The sequence below is a fragment of the Stutzerimonas chloritidismutans genome (assembly GCF_020783375.1).
In the GTDB taxonomy this organism is placed as follows: Bacteria; Pseudomonadota; Gammaproteobacteria; order Pseudomonadales; family Pseudomonadaceae; genus Stutzerimonas; species Stutzerimonas kunmingensis.
The window spans coordinates 4410694-4425716 of the sequence record NZ_CP086067.1 but is presented as its reverse complement, the minus strand read 5'-3'; the positions used below and the strand labels follow the sequence as shown (position 1 = coordinate 4425716).

14 protein-coding genes are annotated in these 15023 nt (G+C 64.7%); 3 read left to right on the top strand and 11 right to left on the bottom strand.

The features are described from left to right. Positions 1-18: 18 nt before the first annotated feature. The 6 genes from ctaD to LLJ08_RS20725 form a co-directional block, all read right to left on the bottom strand. A complete protein-coding gene (gene ctaD / locus LLJ08_RS20750) occupies positions 19-1656 on the bottom strand; it encodes a cytochrome c oxidase subunit I (protein WP_003303652.1) in 1638 nt (545 codons plus the stop codon). A 12-nt stretch (positions 1657-1668) separates the two neighbouring features. After that, entirely contained in the window at positions 1669-2802 is a 1134-nt protein-coding gene (gene coxB, locus LLJ08_RS20745) for a cytochrome c oxidase subunit II (RefSeq protein ID WP_228207872.1), read from the bottom strand. A 232-nt stretch (positions 2803-3034) separates the two neighbouring features. Next, the gene (locus tag LLJ08_RS20740) at positions 3035-3301 is read right to left on the bottom strand and encodes a hypothetical protein (RefSeq protein WP_003303649.1); all 267 of its coding nucleotides are present in this window, start codon (positions 3299-3301) and stop codon (positions 3035-3037) included. Positions 3302-3410: 109 nt separating this feature from the next. After that, on the bottom strand, positions 3411-4952 hold the full coding sequence (locus tag LLJ08_RS20735) for a SulP family inorganic anion transporter (protein WP_228207871.1): 1542 nt from the start codon (positions 4950-4952) through the stop codon (positions 3411-3413). A gap of 75 nt (positions 4953-5027) precedes the next feature. Continuing rightward, positions 5028-5762, bottom strand: a complete 735-nt coding sequence (locus LLJ08_RS20730; RefSeq protein ID WP_228207870.1) for a carbonic anhydrase — start codon at positions 5760-5762, stop codon at positions 5028-5030. Positions 5763-5956: 194 nt separating this feature from the next. Beyond that, positions 5957-7021, bottom strand: a complete 1065-nt coding sequence (locus tag LLJ08_RS20725; protein ID WP_228207869.1) for a PA0069 family radical SAM protein — start codon at positions 7019-7021, stop codon at positions 5957-5959. Positions 7022-7320: 299 nt separating this feature from the next. Between LLJ08_RS20725 and LLJ08_RS20720 the strand changes: the two genes are divergently transcribed. Further along, a complete protein-coding gene (locus tag LLJ08_RS20720) occupies positions 7321-8391 on the top strand; it encodes an acyltransferase family protein (RefSeq protein ID WP_023445741.1) in 1071 nt (356 codons plus the stop codon). Positions 8392-8485: 94 nt separating this feature from the next. On the opposite strand, the gene LLJ08_RS20715 is transcribed toward LLJ08_RS20720, so the two are convergent. The 3 genes from LLJ08_RS20715 to prlC are packed head-to-tail and all read right to left on the bottom strand — an operon-like array spanning position 8486 to position 11597. After that, positions 8486-9265, bottom strand: a complete 780-nt coding sequence (locus tag LLJ08_RS20715) for a DUF1835 domain-containing protein (protein ID WP_228207868.1) — start codon at positions 9263-9265, stop codon at positions 8486-8488. Between the two features lie 5 nt (positions 9266-9270). Next, positions 9271-9549, bottom strand: coding sequence for a YheV family putative zinc ribbon protein (locus tag LLJ08_RS20710; RefSeq protein ID WP_023445743.1), 279 nt, complete (start codon positions 9547-9549; stop codon positions 9271-9273). Beyond that, positions 9546-11597, bottom strand: a complete 2052-nt coding sequence (gene prlC, locus LLJ08_RS20705; RefSeq protein WP_104098288.1) for an oligopeptidase A — start codon at positions 11595-11597, stop codon at positions 9546-9548. The genes LLJ08_RS20710 and prlC overlap by 4 nt, the downstream gene beginning before the upstream one ends. 257 nt (positions 11598-11854) lie before the next feature. On the opposite strand from prlC, the gene LLJ08_RS20700 reads away from it, so the two are divergent. Beyond that, the gene (locus tag LLJ08_RS20700) at positions 11855-12391 is read left to right on the top strand and encodes a gamma carbonic anhydrase family protein (RefSeq protein ID WP_228207867.1); all 537 of its coding nucleotides are present in this window, start codon (positions 11855-11857) and stop codon (positions 12389-12391) included. Positions 12392-12397: 6 nt separating this feature from the next. Here LLJ08_RS20700 and LLJ08_RS20695 read toward each other — a convergent pair whose 3' ends face one another. Next, complete coding sequence (locus tag LLJ08_RS20695; protein WP_044314221.1) at positions 12398-12823, bottom strand: VOC family protein; 426 nt, start codon at positions 12821-12823, stop codon at positions 12398-12400. A 96-nt stretch (positions 12824-12919) separates the two neighbouring features. Here LLJ08_RS20695 and LLJ08_RS20690 point away from each other — a divergent pair, with 96 nt between their 5' ends. Next, on the top strand, positions 12920-13903 hold the full coding sequence (locus LLJ08_RS20690; protein WP_228207866.1) for a zinc-dependent alcohol dehydrogenase family protein: 984 nt from the start codon (positions 12920-12922) through the stop codon (positions 13901-13903). Positions 13904-14113: 210 nt separating this feature from the next. Here LLJ08_RS20690 and LLJ08_RS20685 read toward each other — a convergent pair whose 3' ends face one another. Next, entirely contained in the window at positions 14114-14887 is a 774-nt protein-coding gene (locus LLJ08_RS20685) for a MetQ/NlpA family ABC transporter substrate-binding protein (RefSeq protein WP_023445748.1), read from the bottom strand. Between the last annotated feature and the right edge of the window lie 136 nt (positions 14888-15023).

Below are 15023 nucleotides of genomic sequence, written 5' to 3'. Positions count from 1 at the left end.
CGACGCCCTGTTGCCTGCTCACGGCGTCAGCTCCCCGCCGGTGCCCTTGCGGTGCTCGTGCACATCGCTCATGTCCGGGGGTGTCTGGAAGGTGTGGTAGGGCGCCGGCGACGGCACGCTCCATTCCAGCCCCTCGGCGCCGTCCCAGGGCTTGGCTGGTGCCGGTACGCCGCCGCGAATGCACTTGATGACGATGAACAGGAAAAGCAGCTGGGTGGCGCCGAACATGAAGGCGCCGACGCTGGAGACCATGTTGAAGTTGGCGAACATCATGTTGTAGTCGGGGATGCGCCGCGGCATGCCGGCCAGGCCGACGAAGTGCATCGGGAAGAACGCCAGGTTCATGCCGATGAAGCTCATCCAGAAATGCAGCTTGGCCAGGGTCTCGTCGTACATGTGCCCGGTCCACTTGGGCAGCCAGTAGTAGGCCGAGGCGAAGATGCCGAAGATCGCTCCCGGAACCAGCACGTAGTGGAAGTGCGCCACCACGAAGTAGGTGTCGTGGTACTGGAAGTCTGCCGGGGCGATGGCCAGCATCAGCCCGGAGAAACCGCCGATGGTGAAGAGGATGACGAAGGCCACGGCGAACAGCATCGGCGCCTCGAAGGTCAGCGAGCCGCGCCACATCGTCGACACCCAGTTGAACACCTTCACCCCGGTGGGCACGGCGATCAGCATGGTGGCGTACATGAAAAACAGCTCGCCGGTCAGCGGGATGCCGACGGTGAACATGTGGTGCGCCCAGACGATGAAGGAGAGGAAGGCGATCGCCCCGGTGGCGTAGACCATCGAGGTGTAGCCGAACAGCGGCTTGCGGCTGAACGCCGGGATGATCGAGCTGACCGCACCGAAGGCCGGCAGAATCATGATGTACACCTCGGGATGGCCGAAGAACCAGAACACGTGCTGGAACAGCACCGGGTCGCCGCCACCGGCCGCGCTGAAGAAGCTGGTGCCGAAGTGGATGTCCATCAGCATCATGGTCACCACGCCCGCCAGCACCGGCATCACCGCGATCAAGAGGAAGGCGGTGATCAGCCAGGTCCAGACGAACAGCGGCATCTTCATCAGCGTCATGCCTGGCGCGCGCAGGTTGAGGATGGTGGCGATCACGTTGATCGCGCCCATGATCGAACTGATTCCCATGAGGTGGATGGCGAAGATGAAGAAGGTCACCGACTCCGGCGCGTAGGTGGTCGACAGCGGTGCATAGAAGGTCCAGCCGAAGTTCGGCCCGCCGCCTTCCATGAACAGCGTCGAGACCAGCAGGCCGAAGGCTGCCGGCAGCAGCCAGAAGCTGAAGTTGTTCATCCGTGGCAGCGCCATGTCCGGCGCGCCGATCATCAGCGGGATCATCCAGTTGGCCAGGCCGACGAAGGCCGGCATTACTGCGCCGAACACCATGATCAGGCCGTGCATGGTGGTCATCTGGTTGAAGAATTCCGGCTGCACGATCTGCAGGCCCGGCTGGAACAGCTCGGCGCGGATGACCATGGCCATCGAGCCGCCGAGCAGGAAGGCGCAGAAGCTGAACCACAGGTACATCGAGCCGATGTCCTTGTGGTTGGTGGTCAGCAGCCAGCGCGAGAGACCCTTGGCCGGGCCGTGGTGGTGGTCATGTCCGGCATGACCATGATCGTCGATCACTGCACTCATCACCGAATCCTCTTACTGGGTGGCTTCTTCGGCCTGTTTGAAGTCGAGCACGTCTTTCGGCGTGACCATTTCGCCGGTCTCGTTGCCCCAGGCGTTGCGCTCGTAGGTGATGACCGCGGCCAGGTCGACTTCCGACAGCTGCTTGCCGAAGGCCGCCATGGCGGTGCCCGGCTTGCCGTTGACGACGATGTCGATGTGCGCCTCGATATCGCCGGTGGCGATAGTCGAGCCCTTGAGGGCCGGGAACATCGGCGGGATGCCTTCGCCGCCAGCCTGGTGACAGGACGCGCACGAGGTCTGGTAGATCTTCTCGCCGCGTTCGGTGAGTTCTGCCAGCGTCCAGTCCTTGCTGGTCAGTTCGGCCACTTTGGCGGCCTCTGCTTTCTTCTCGCCGAGCCAGGCGGCGTAGTCCTCGGCGGATTTGACCTCCACCACCACCGGCATGAAGCCATGGTCCTTGCCGCACAGCTCGGTGCACTGGCCGCGGTAGATGCCGGGCTCTTCGACGCGGGTCCAGGATTCGTTGATGAAGCCGGGAATGGCGTCCTTCTTCACCGCCAGATCCGGCACCCACCAGGAGTGGATGACGTCTGCCGCGGTGATCAGGAAGCGCACCTTGGCGCCGGCGGGAATCACCAGCGGCTCGTCGACTTCCAGCAGGTAATTTTCGCCCTTGGGCGCCTGGTTGTTGATCTGCTCGCGCGGCGTGGTGAGGTTGCTGAAGAACTCCACGTCCTCGCCCAGATACTTGTAGTGCCACTTCCACTGGTAGCCGGTGATCTGCACGTCGACGTCCGATTCGCTGGAGTCGTAGATGTGGATCAGCGTGCGCGTCGCCGGGATCGCCATGCCCACCAGGATCAGTAGCGGGATGACCGTCCAGAGCACCTCGACGCGGGTGTTTTCGTGGAAGTGAGCGGAATGCTGACGCTTGGAGCGGCGGTGCGCGACCATCGACCAGATCATCACGCCGAATACCAGCACGCCGATGACCACACAGATCCAGAAGATCGTCATGTGCAGATCGAACACCGAACGGCTGACGTCGGTGGCGCCGGAGCGCATGTTCACGTCCCAGGCCGCCTGGGCCTGGCCAAATATTGCCGAAAGCCCAAGCCCCATCCAGATGCATGGATGTCGAGACATTGCGGGTTCCCCTTATGATTCTTGTTATCCCGCCGACCGCCATCGCACCGCCGAAAATCGGCTGGCCGGGGAAACCATTCCCGTCATGCCAGCTACGTTTTCGATCGGTCCGATTCTGCCCAACGCCACCCGCGAAACGCTCGCTGGCGACATGGACGCTTGCACGCGCAGTCGGAACTCAATCAGGTACGCCTACGATTCGGAGTATAGACAGCGATCCCACTCTGGCAATTTAAGCGCGGGGCGCGTCTGGCTCGGGCTGTGTGGGGGCATCGTTCTTCTTCACCCCACGCAGGTTCATCAGCGCCAGGCAGACCTGCAGGGTGATCAGCGCCCAGGCCTCGGCGTGCCAGCCCCAGATCACCCAGAGCAGGTTGCTCAGCAGAAAACAGCAGAAGCCGACGAAGCGCCGGCCGGGCTGCAGCGAGCCGATCAGCCAGGCGGCGATCACCGTGACCACCATGGCCGGCCATTGCAGCAGATCGATATAGACGTCCAATTCAATCCTCCAGAAGCGCCGGCAGCGCATGGGCTTACCCGATGCGCTGCCGGCTAGATGCACGTTGTGCATGGTCGTGTCTGAAAGATGAGGGGGCTGGTCGCCCTGATTAGTTCCCGTCGGCCGCCGCGGCAAGATGCACGGCCTGCCGGCGGCGACCTTCGACCCGCCGAGTCAATGCCCGCGGCTCGATGATCAGCCGTGCGCCGCTGGCCTGGTTGGCGCGCTGCCATTCTTCCAGCAGCTCCATGCAGGCATGGTCGATGTACTGCAGGTGTGTCATCGGCACATGCACGCAGGCATTCTTCGGTACGCCATCCAGCGCGCGGGCCAGTCGCGGCACCTTCAGAAAGGTCGCTGCGCCCTGCATGCGCAGTTCGACCCGGCGGCCTTCCTGCACCACCGTGACCCTCAGCCGCGAAGCCTGCCAGGCCAGTTGCCCCAGGGTCAGTGCGAAGCCCAGCAGCACGCCGGTCAGCAGGTCGGTGGCGACGATGGTCAGCGCCGTGGCGAGATGGATCAGCATGGCCATGCGCCCGTAGCGGCCGAGCTGGCGCAGCGCGTTCAGGTCGATCAGCTTGAGCCCGGTGTAGACCAGCACACCGGCCAGGCTGGCGATTGGAATCTGCTCCAGCAGCGCGGTCAGCAGCACCACCGCGGCCAGCAGCCAGAGCGCGTGCAGCATGGCCGACAGCCGCGTGCGCGCCCCGGCCTGCACATTGGCCGAGCTGCGCACGATCACGCCGGTCATCGGCAGCGCGCCGAGCACACCGCAGAGCATGTTGCCGACGCCCTGGGCGGTGAGCTCGCGGTCGAAATCGGCGCGCGGGCCCTGGTGCATGCGGTCAACCGCCGCCGCCGACAGCAGGGTTTCGGCGCTGGCGATAAAGGCCACGGCCAGCGCCGCGACCAGCAGACCGGGATCGGCGAAGGCCAGCAGATCGGCCGGTTGCAGCCAGCTGATGGCATCGGCGAGATTGTCCGGCACCTCGACACGGCGCACGTCGAGCCCCAGCCATAGCCCCGCCAGCGTTGCCGCCGCGACGCCCAGCAGCGCGCCGGGCAGCAGGCGTAGGCGCTGCGGCTTGAGCCGATCCCATGCCCACATGCAGGCGATGGTCAACAGGCCGAGAGATGCGGCGATCAGCCCGTTACCGCCGCCGGAAAACGGCAGCGCGGCCCATAAAGCGGCGGGAAAGGCGCTGATATTGTCCAGTCCGGAGGCTTCCGGCTGCCCGTCCAGCATCATGTGCAACTGCGACAGCACGATGAGGATGCCGATGCCGGCCAGCATGCCGTAGACCACTGCCGGCGCGGTGACGCGGAACCAGCAACCCAGCTTCAGCCGACCGGCCAGCAGTTGCAGCGCACCGGCCAGCAGCAGGATCGGCCCGAGCATGGCCGCTCCGTATTGCTGCACCAGTTCGAACACCAGCACCGTGAGTCCGGCGGCCGGGCCGCTGACCTGCAGGGGTGCACCGGCCAGCCAACCCACCACCAGCCCGCCGACGATGCCGGTGATCACGCCTTTGGCGGGCGGCATGCCCGAGGCGATGGCGATGCCCATGCACAACGGCAGGGCCACCAGAAAAACCACCACGGACGCCATCAGGTCACGCGGCAGCGTTGTTTTGAGCGTTTCTGCATTCATTCGAAAATCCTCGACACGCGGCGACGCCTCCGGGACGCCGCCTGAAGCGACAGCCAATGCCTTGTGGCCGGCAGTTCAGACCTGCAGGTAGCGCGGTGCGGGCGTTGCCACCGGTAGCGGGCCGTCGCCGTCCAGCGGCGCGAAACGGCCACTGGTGGCGTCGTAGGCGAGGATTTCGCTGGTCTCGATGCAATAGACCCAGCCGTGGATCGACAGCTGACCGCCGGCGAGGCGCGCGGCGACCGAGGGATGGGTGCGCAGGTGGTCGAGTTGGGCCACCACGTTCTCTTCGGTGAGCACGCCGAGGGCTTCGCCGGCGGCGCAGCTGCAGTTCTGCTCCACCAGGCTGCGCGCCACTTCGCAATGGCGTAGCCAGGCCTTCACCGTGGGCATCCGCTGCAGGCCGCTGGGGTCGAGAACCGCTTTCATCGCGCCGCAGTCGGAATGCCCGCAGACGATGATGTGCTGCACGTTGAGCGCCATTACCGCGTACTCGATGGCGCTGGAGACGCCGCCGTTCATCTGGCCGTAAGGTGGCACCACATTGCCGACGTTACGGGTGACGAACAGGTCGCCGGGCGAACTCTGGGTGATCAGCTCGGGAACGATGCGCGAGTCGGCGCAGGTGATGAACATCGCACGCGGCTGCTGGGCCCTGGCCAAGCGGGCGAACAGCGCCTGCTGTTCGGGATAGACCTCGGTGCGAAAGCGGCGAAAGCCATCGACCAGATGGGCGAAGGATTCGTCGGCGCTTTCGCCACGTGCGGATGGTTCGTTGCGCTCGGCGCGAGCGGTGAATATTTCACGCATGGTGGTCTCCTGATGCAGGGCAAGGCATGCCAGCACTCATCCAGGCCGGTTGTGCGGCTGGTGACTGGCTGGTCACATTTGCCCCGAGGCTAGTCAGCGAGACTTAACTGAAACTGAACGAACCGCTCTAGGACGAGCCTTTTCGGCTTTCTGATTCCTGTCGTAGTGATGGCGCTGGCGGCGCTTTCGAGGTCTCAGAGCAACGACATCTGCGAACCCGGCACGGCAAAACGGCTGCAATCCAGGCCGTAGTTCTGATCCCGTCGATTGAAGCCCAGGCGCTTGCACGCCAGCTGAAAGCGTTGCGCCAGCAGCTGGGCGAATTGGCCTTCACCGCGCATGCGGCTGCCGAAGCGGCTGTCGTAATCCTTGCCGCCGCGCGATTGGCGCACCAGGCTCATGACATGGGCAGCGCGCTGCGGAAAATGCTCCTGCAGCCATTCATCGAACAGCGTCGCCACTTCGTGGGGCAGGCGCAGCAGCACATAGCCGGCCGAGCGCGCACCGGCTTCGCGGGCGGCTTCGAGCATCCGCTCCAGCTCCATGTCGTTGATCATCGGAATCATCGGCGCGCACATCACGCTGACCGGCACGCCAGCCTCATGCAGGGTGCGCAACACCCGCAGCCGCGCCGAGGGTGAGGCCGCGCGCGGCTCCATGATGCGTTTCAGCTCGTCGTCCAGCGTGGTCAGGCTGACCGAAACGCTGACCAGCCGCTGCTCGGCCAACGGCACCAGCAGATCGAGATCGCGCAGCACCAGCGAACCCTTGGTAATGATGTGCACGGGGTGCTTGAAGCGCAGCAGGATCTCCAGCGCCTGGCGCGTCAGCCGCTGCTCGCGCTCAAGCGGCTGATAGGCATCGGTGTTCACTCCCAGGGCGATCGGTTGCGGCACGTAGCCCGGCTTGGAGAGTTCCTGTTCGAGGCGCTCGGCGAGGTTGGTCTTGGCGATCAGCCGCGTCTCGAAATCGATGCCTGGCGACAGGTCCCAATAGGCGTGACTGGGCCGCGCGAAGCAGTAGATGCAGCCGTGTTCGCAGCCTCGGTAGGGGTTTACGGAGCGATCGAAACCCACGTCAGGCGACTGGTTACGGGTCAGTACGCTCTTGGCCGTCTCCAGGCGCACTTCGGTGGCGCGGGTCGGCGGCACGTCCTGTTCCCAGCCGTCGTCGTATGCCTCGCTGCGTGTCGGCGCGAAACGGTTGTCCGGGTTGATCGCAGTGCCGCGGCCGCGTGGTGTGGCACGGGGGAAGCTCATGGGGTGTCGGTCCGATTACTGTTCATTCATACAGTAATCGTCTCGACGACAGCGCGCCAGCGCCGCTGATCGGTGCTGCCTGCTACCGCCTGTCGGTTGGCTCGGGAACATTTGCGCTGCGCTCGGGACAAAGGGGCTGACCGGGTAACGCTTGCACGCGCGAGCGACGCCTGTCGTGGCGGCCGGCAAACAACAAGGACGATCGGAGCGCGGTGCGCGACCGATCCGGCAGTACCGGCATGCACCGCTTGCGTGCGCCCCTTTTCTTAGTCACTGCCGTTACTCGTCAGGAGCAGACCATGCATCCCACCGGCTCTTTCCACACCCGGGAGAATAATTTCGACTTCCTGCGCTTCTTCGCTGCGGCGCTGGTGCTGTTCGCCCACAGCTATCCGCTGGTTGGCCGCCGTGGAGATGAACCCCTGACGTTGCTCACCGGCTACGAAAAGGGCGGCTCGATCGCCGTCGGCATCTTCTTCGTCATGAGCGGCTATCTGATTGCCTCGTCCTGGCTGGCCAGCAGCAGCCCGAAAAGCTTCCTGATCAAGCGGGCGCTGCGCATCTTTCCGGCGTTGATCGTCGCGGTATTGCTCTCGGTGTTTGTCATTGGGCCGCTGGTCACCCATCTGACCCTCGGCCAGTATCTCGCGGCCGACGGCACCTGGACCTATCTGCAGAACATCCTCTTGGTGACACGCTACGAGCTGCCCGGCGTATTCACCGGCAACGTCTACCCCGACGTGGTCAACGGCTCGCTGTGGACGTTGCCGCTGGAAGTGCTGATGTACATCGGCGTGATGATTCTCGGGCTAACCGGTTTCCTCAAGCGCCGGCTGATCTTCCTGCCGATTGCCGTGCTCGCCGTCGGGCATTTCTGGCTGCTGGGCAAGCTGGGTATCGAGTCCTACTTCATCAAGAACATCTTCAAACTGGGGCTGCTGTACTACAGCGGCTCGGCACTGTTCCTCTATCGCGACGACATCCCCTGGCGCGGCTGGATCGCGGCGCTGTTGTTCGCCGCGCTGGTGGCAACCTTCCGTACCGACATCGGCCCGCTGGTTTACTTCATCGCACTGCCGTATCTGGTGCTCTATCTGGCCTACGCGCCGCTGCCGCTGATCTCGCGTTTCGGCAAGTACGGCGATTTCTCCTATGGCCTGTACATCTACGCCTTCCCGTTCCAGCAGCTGACCATCTACCTGTTCGGTCCGCAGGTCGGCGTGCTCGGCCTGACGCTGATCGCTTTCGTGCCGACGCTGATCCTCGCCGCACTGTCCTGGCACCTGATCGAAGCGCCGGCGATGAAGCTCAAGCGTCTGTTTGCTTCGCCACCACAGCCGGGGCGGGCGACGCCGAAGGTCGAAGGCTGATTTGGACTGATACAAAAACACGGAACCCGCCACTTGGCGGGTTCTTTGTTTTAGAGCTTGGGCGCGCCGAGTCTTGGCAGCGAAGTGAAGTCTTTCACCTCATGACTCGGCGCACCTGCAGATCACGGTAACCGGCTGTTGGATCGCCCTGTACCTCCAGACGCCCTGCGGCAGCCAGTACACGGGCGCGCCAGTAGAGGAAGAAATCCGTGGGAAAGAAGCCGTCGCAATGGCGCATGACCTCGGCCATCGCACGCGCCAGCGGAGCGAATTCGTCCGGGCTGGCAGCGACCAGCGCCGCGTCGATCAGTCGATAGTCTTCGCCCCGAAACGCCCCCTCGAACCAGCGGCGAATGTCATGCGAGCTGGCGCACTGCTCGTGCCAGACCGCAGCGAGTTCAGCCTGGCGAGACGCGGGAACCGCCTGTGGGCTGTATAGCGCCGCCAGTGCCTCGGGCGAATGCATGGACACCGCCTTGCGCTGGCCGGCGCGGCTGTCTCCGGTGCCGCAAGCGACTTCGTGCAACCCGCAGCTGGAGCCCCGCAGCAGCGCGGCGATGCGAGCCAACAGCAGCTGTTCGGATGCGCTGTCGCCGTGCCAGACCGTTACGGCTGCAGCCTGTTTGGCTAGGTTGGTTAGCCAGAGCGCATCAGCCGCCAGCTCATCGGCGAACACCGGGCGTGGCGCCACCTCTGCGGGCCAGACCTGCTCCCAGAATGCGGCGCGAGCAGCGCAAGGCGCACGATCCACATCATTCAGCGGTCCGACAGCCAGGTCGTCGCGCAACACTCGCACCTGTGCCTCGGGCTCGAGCCTGGCCAGCAGCGCACGTACGCTGTCGCCGGCCAGGTCGCCGCAGGTCAGGTGCAGCACAGTGGCTACTCGGGCTTCTTCAACTTCGGATTAGGGAAAAACTGCACCGACTGCACCTGCGGGTTGGCCGGCTTGGGCTGGACCTTGTTCACCCGCGTGCCCAGCTCCATCGGTACGGACTGGCCCTGTGCGTTGAGGGTGTCGGCGTAGCCGCAGTCGATGCATTCGCGGTGCGGCACACCGTCAACGTCCCACATCTTGATGCAGTCCGTGCCGCTGCATGCGGGGCACACGGCCCCGGCGATGAAGCGCTTGGTGGTGACACGGGTTACTTCGTCGTTCATGCCGCGGCCTCCGCTACCAGCCCGAGGTGGCGCAGCAGGGCGTCGATGGACGGCTCGCGGCCTCGGAAATCGACGAACAGTACCATCGGCTCCTGGGAGCCGCCACGGGCCAGGATCGCCTCGCGGAAGGCGCGCCCGGTCTCGGAGTTGAACACGCCTTCTTCCTCGAAGCGCGAGAAGGCATCGGACGACAGCACCTCGGCCCACTTGTAGCTGTAGTAACCGGCGGCATAACCGCCAGAGAAGATGTGCGCAAAGCTGTTGGGGAAGCGGTTGTAGGCCGGTGGGCGCATCACCGAGACCTCGTCGCGGATGTGCTCGAGTACCTGCAGCACGCTGCGACCGTCGCCATGGGTGGCGTGGAGTTCGAAGTCGAACAGGGAGAACTCCAGCTGGCGCGCCATCATCATGCCGGACTGGAAGTTCTTCGCCGCCAGCATCATGTCCAGTTTGTCCTGCGGCAGGCGCTCGCCGGTCTGGTAGTGGCCGGAGATGTGCGCCAGGCCTTCGGGGTCCCAGCACCAGTTCTCCATGAACTGGCTCGGCAGCTCCACGGCATCCCAGGCTACGCCGTTGATGCCTGAGGCACCGGCGTGCTCGACCTGGGTCAGCAGGTGGTGCAGGCCATGGCCGAACTCGTGGAATAGCGTGGTGACTTCGTCGTGGGTCAAGAGCGCAGGGCGCTCGCCCACCGGCGGGGTGAAGTTGCAGACCAGATTGGCCACCGGCGTCTGCAGCGTGCCAGCGGCAGTGCGGCGCTTGTCGCGGGCGCCATCCATCCAGGCGCCGCCGCGCTTGTTCGGCCGCGCATAGAGGTCGAAGAAGAAGCGCCCGACGTGCTGGCCGTTCTCGGTGATCTCGAACAGGCGCACTTCCGGATGCCAGCCGTCGAAGCCCTCCAGCTCGTGAATCTCGATGCCGTACAGGCGCTGGACGATACAGAACAGCCCGGACAGCACCTTGTCGATCGGAAAGTAGGCGCGCAGTTCTTCCTGGTTCAGGCTGTAGCGCTGCTGGCGCAGCTTCTCGGCGTAGTAGCCGAGGTCCCAGCTCTGCAGATCGTCCAGACCCTGCTCGGCGGCGAAGGCGCGCAGTTCGGCCAGATCACGCTCGGCGAACGGTTTGCTGCGTACCGCCAGGTCGCGCAGGAAGCTCAGCACCTGCTCGGTGGATTCGGCCATCTTGGTCGCCAGCGACAGTTCGGCGAAGTTGCCGTAGCCGAGCAGTTGCGCCAGTTCGTGGCGCAGCTCGAGAATCTCGGCCATTACCGGACCGTTGTCGAACTGCCCGGGGTTCGGGCCCTGGTCCGAGGCGCGGGTGCAGTAGGCGGTGTAGACCTCCTCGCGCAGGTCGCGGTTGTCGGCGTAGGTCATCACCGCGTAGTAGCTGGGGAATTCCAGGGTGATCAGCCAGCCGTCGAGGCCCTTGGCCTTGGCCGCCTCGGCCATCTGTGCCTTGGCCGAGTCGGTGATGCCGGCCAGCAGGCTTTCGTCGGTGATGTGGCGGGTCCAGGCCTGGGTCGCGTCCAGCAGCTGGTTGGAAAACTTGCTGCCGAGCTCCGCGAGCTTCATCTGGATGGCGCCGAAGCGTTGCTGCTCGACCGGCGGCAGGTCGATGCCGGACAGGCGGAAGTCACGCAGCGAATGCTCGAGGATGGTCTTTTGCGCCACTTCGAAGCCAGCCGCCGCGGGGTTTGCAGCCAGTGCCTGGTAGGCCTCAAACAGGTCGCGGTTCTGTCCGAGTTCGGTGTAGTAGGCCGACAGCTTGGGCAGGCAGGCCTCATAGGCGGTGCGCAATTCCGGGCTGTTGCACACGGAATTGAGATGACCGACCGGCCCCCAGGCCCGCGCGAGGCGATCGTTCAGCTCGTCGAGGCCGACCACCAGGGTCTGCCAGTCGAGGCTCTCGGCCGGGCGGCTGAGCAGTTCCTGGATCGCCACGCGGTTGTCACCGAGGATGGTGTCGATAGCCGGCTCGACGTGCTCCGGGCGAATCTCGGAATAGGGCGGCAGGTCGAATTCTTGCAGCAGGGGATTGTTCGCGCTCACGGGGACACCTTGTGACGAAGAGGATTGCAGGCCGCTCACTGGAGCGAGGCTGGACAGGCCAGCGCGCAGGCAGATGTCCTAGATGGACGCGCTGCCGCGCTTTTTCAACGCCGGGCGACGAAACGCGCCGCCGGGCAAGCAGCCGGTAGTTAACTCTGACCACGCCGGGCGGCATGCTGCTCAGGCCTGGTTTAACGCGGCAATGCCGGCCATCTTAATTACAATCGGCCCTCCCCGCAGCCAAAGAGGTTTCTATCGTGGCGATACGCAGCTACCACAACAGCACTCCACAACTGGGCGAGCGCGTGTTCGTCGACGACTCCGCGGTGGTCATCGGCGATGTCGAGATCGGCGCCGACAGCTCGGTCTGGCCGCTCACGGTGATCCGCGGCGACATGCACCGCATCCGCATCGGCGCGCGCTCGAGCATCCAGGACGGCAGCGTGCTGCACATCACCCACGCCGGGCCGTACAACCCGGATGGCTTCCCGCTGACCATCGGCGACGAAGTCACCGTAGGCCACAAGGTCACCCTGCACGGCTGCACCCTGGGCAATCGCATCCTGGTCGGTATGGGCTCGATCGTGATGGACGGCGCGGTGGTCGAGGATGAAGTGATTATCGGCGCCGGCAGCCTGGTGCCGCCGAGCAAGACGTTGGAAAGCGGCTATCTCTACGTTGGCAGCCCGGTAAAGCAGGCCCGTCCGCTGACCGAAAAGGAGCGCAGCTTCTTCAGTTACACCGCCGGCAACTACGTGAAGCTCAAGGATCAGCACATCGCCGAGCGCGACTGATCCTGCTCACTTGGCGAACAGCTGACTCATGTCCTTGAACGCCTTGAACTCCAGCGCATTGCCGCAGGGGTCGAGCAGGAACATGGTCGCCTGTTCGCCGACCTGGCCCTGGAAGCGCACGTAGGGCTCGATGACGAAGCGCGTGCCGCGCGCCTTCAGCCGCTCGGCCAGTGCCTCCCATTGTTCCCAGCCAAGCACCACGCCGAAATGCGGCACCGGCACGTCGTGGCCGTCCACCGGGTTGCTGTGGGCCGCCTCCTGATGCGGCATCTTCGGCGCTTCGTGGATCACCAGCTGGTGGCCGAAGAAATCGAAATCCACCCAGTGTTCGCTGCTGCGACCCTCGGCGCAGCCGAACGCCTCGCCGTAGAAGGTGCGGGCGGCCGCCAGATCGTGGACGGGAATGGCAAGGTGGAAGGGCGAAAGCGTCATAGATGGCACTCCTGAGCATGGGACGCTTCGAGTCTAGAGCCTTTTTCCACCGATCGGCCTACGCTCAGCAGAACGGAGACGAAAGGAGGGACGTCGATGCGAGCCATGTTGCTGGAACAGATTGGCCAGCCGTTGCAGCTGCGCGAGCTGCCCGAGCCGCAACCGGGGCCCGGTGAGCTGCGGGTAAAAGTGCTGGCCTGCGGCGTGTGCCGCACCGACCTGCACGTGGTGGATGGCGAATTGCCGGAGGTGCCGCTGCCGATCATCCCGGGTCACGAGATTGTCGGCCGCGTCGATGCGTTGGGCGAAGGCGTCAGCGGCTTCGAACTGGGCCAGCGGGTCGGCGTTCCCTGGCTCGGGCATACCTGCGGCACCTGCGGCTATTGCCAGCACGCTGAGGAAAACCTCTGCGACGCGCCGCAGTTCACTGGTTACACCCGGCCCGGCGGCTATGCCGAATACGTCGTGGCCGACGCGCGCTTCGCCTTCGACCTTGGCGAGGAGGGCGACGCCGTGGCGCTGGCGCCACTGCTCTGTGCCGGGCTGATCGGCTGGCGTTCGCTGGTCAAGGCCGGCGACGGCAAGCGTCTGGGCCTGTACGGCTTCGGCGCCGCGGCGCATATCGTCATGCAGGTGGCGCGCTGGCAGGGGCGGGACGTGTATGCCTTCAGCCGCCCGGGCGATGTGGCCGCGCAGGACTTCGCCCGTTCACTGGGTGCGCTCTGGGCCGGTGATTCCAGCCAGGCGCCGCCTGTACCGCTGGATGCCGCGATCATCTACGCACCGGCCGGCGAGCTGGTGCCGGCCGCATTGCGCGCCGTGCGCAAGGGCGGCCGGGTGGTCTGCGCTGGCATCCACATGAGCGACATCCCGAGCTTTCCCTACGACATCCTCTGGCAGGAGCGCGAGCTGGTTTCGGTGGCCAACCTGACCCGTCAGGACGGCCTGGACTTCTTCCCGGTCGCCGCGCAGGTCGGCATCCATACCGAAACCCATGCCTACCCTTTGGAACAGGCCAACCAGGCGCTGGACGATCTGCGCCATGGGCGGTTCCAGGGCGCGGCAGTGCTGGTGCCGTGAAGAGCATGCTGCGCGAACCATTTCGTGGGCCCGCGTCCTGATATGGCTTGGTCGTAGGGTGGATCGCGCTTTATCGATCCACGGGGTGGCCTCCACCGAGTGGCCATCGCTGAGCGGCGCCGCGGTGGATGTAAAAGGCGACATCCACCCTACGGCCGAAAACGAAAAACCCCGCCGAGGCGGGGTTCGTTCAGGACCGCGCGGTCACGGTCAGAAGGCCGGAACGACGGCACCCTTGTACTTTTCCTCGATGAACTTGCGCACTTCTTCGCTGTGCAGCGCGGCGGCCAGCTTCTGCATGGCGTCGCTGTCCTTGTTGTCCGGACGGGCAACCAGGATGTTCACGTAGGGCGAGTCGCTGCCTTCGATGACCAGGGCGTCCTGGGTCGGGTTCAGCTTGGCTTCCAGCGCGTAGTTGGTGTTGATCAGCGCCAGGTCGACCTGGGTCAGCACGCGCGGCAGGGTCGCCGCTTCCAGCTCACGCACCTTGATGTTCTTCGGGTTCTCGGCGATGTCCTTCGGCGTGGCGGTGATGCCGGCGCCGTCCTTCAGCGTGATCACGCCGGCCTTGGCCAGCAGCAGCAGGGCGCGACCGCCGTTGGTGGCGTCGTTGGGGATGACCACGGTGGCGCCGCTGGGCAGCTCGTCCAGCGACTTGACCTTGCTCGAGTAGGCACCGAAGGGCTCGATGTGCACACCGGCGACGCTGACCAGATCGGTGCCCTTGCCCTTGTTGAATTCATCCAGGTACGGCTGGTGCTGGAAGAAGTTGGCGTCCAGACGCTTTTCGGCAACCTGGATGTTCGGCTGCACGTAGTCGGTGAAGACTTTCACGTTCAGCTCGACGCCCTGCTCGGCCAGTTGCGGTTTGACGAACTCCAGCAGCTCGGCGTGCGGCACGGCGGTGGCGGCCACGGTCAGGGTTTCGGCGGCCTGTGCGGAAAATGCCGCGACGGTGGCCAGGGCGGCAATCAGTTTTTTCATCGTTCGGTTCCTTCGTAGGTAGATCAGGGTGCGAAGTTCGCTCGCCCTAGCAAGCCGTCGAAAAACTAGCTGCGTTGGCAATACTGCGTTAAAAACAGGCTCGGACTGCTCATTTAGAGTACTAAACTCCGCGTCC

Coding starts and splice junctions, on each gene's coding strand:
- LLJ08_RS20710 (WP_023445743.1), bottom strand. CDS start 9,549: ATGAACGACGAAGTAACCCGTGTCACCACCAAGCGCTTCATCGCCGGG.
- LLJ08_RS20730 (WP_228207870.1), bottom strand. CDS start 5,762: ATGCGTGAAATATTCACCGCTCGCGCCGAGCGCAACGAACCATCCGCA.
- coxB (WP_228207872.1), bottom strand. CDS start 2,802: ATGTCTCGACATCCATGCATCTGGATGGGGCTTGGGCTTTCGGCAATA.
- LLJ08_RS20690 (WP_228207866.1), top strand. CDS start 12,920: ATGCGAGCCATGTTGCTGGAACAGATTGGCCAGCCGTTGCAGCTGCGC.
- LLJ08_RS20720 (WP_023445741.1), top strand. CDS start 7,321: ATGCATCCCACCGGCTCTTTCCACACCCGGGAGAATAATTTCGACTTC.
- LLJ08_RS20735 (WP_228207871.1), bottom strand. CDS start 4,952: ATGAATGCAGAAACGCTCAAAACAACGCTGCCGCGTGACCTGATGGCG.
- ctaD (WP_003303652.1), bottom strand. CDS start 1,656: ATGAGTGCAGTGATCGACGATCATGGTCATGCCGGACATGACCACCAC.
- LLJ08_RS20725 (WP_228207869.1), bottom strand. CDS start 7,021: ATGAGCTTCCCCCGTGCCACACCACGCGGCCGCGGCACTGCGATCAAC.
- LLJ08_RS20685 (WP_023445748.1), bottom strand. CDS start 14,887: ATGAAAAAACTGATTGCCGCCCTGGCCACCGTCGCGGCATTTTCCGCA.
- LLJ08_RS20695 (WP_044314221.1), bottom strand. CDS start 12,823: ATGACGCTTTCGCCCTTCCACCTTGCCATTCCCGTCCACGATCTGGCG.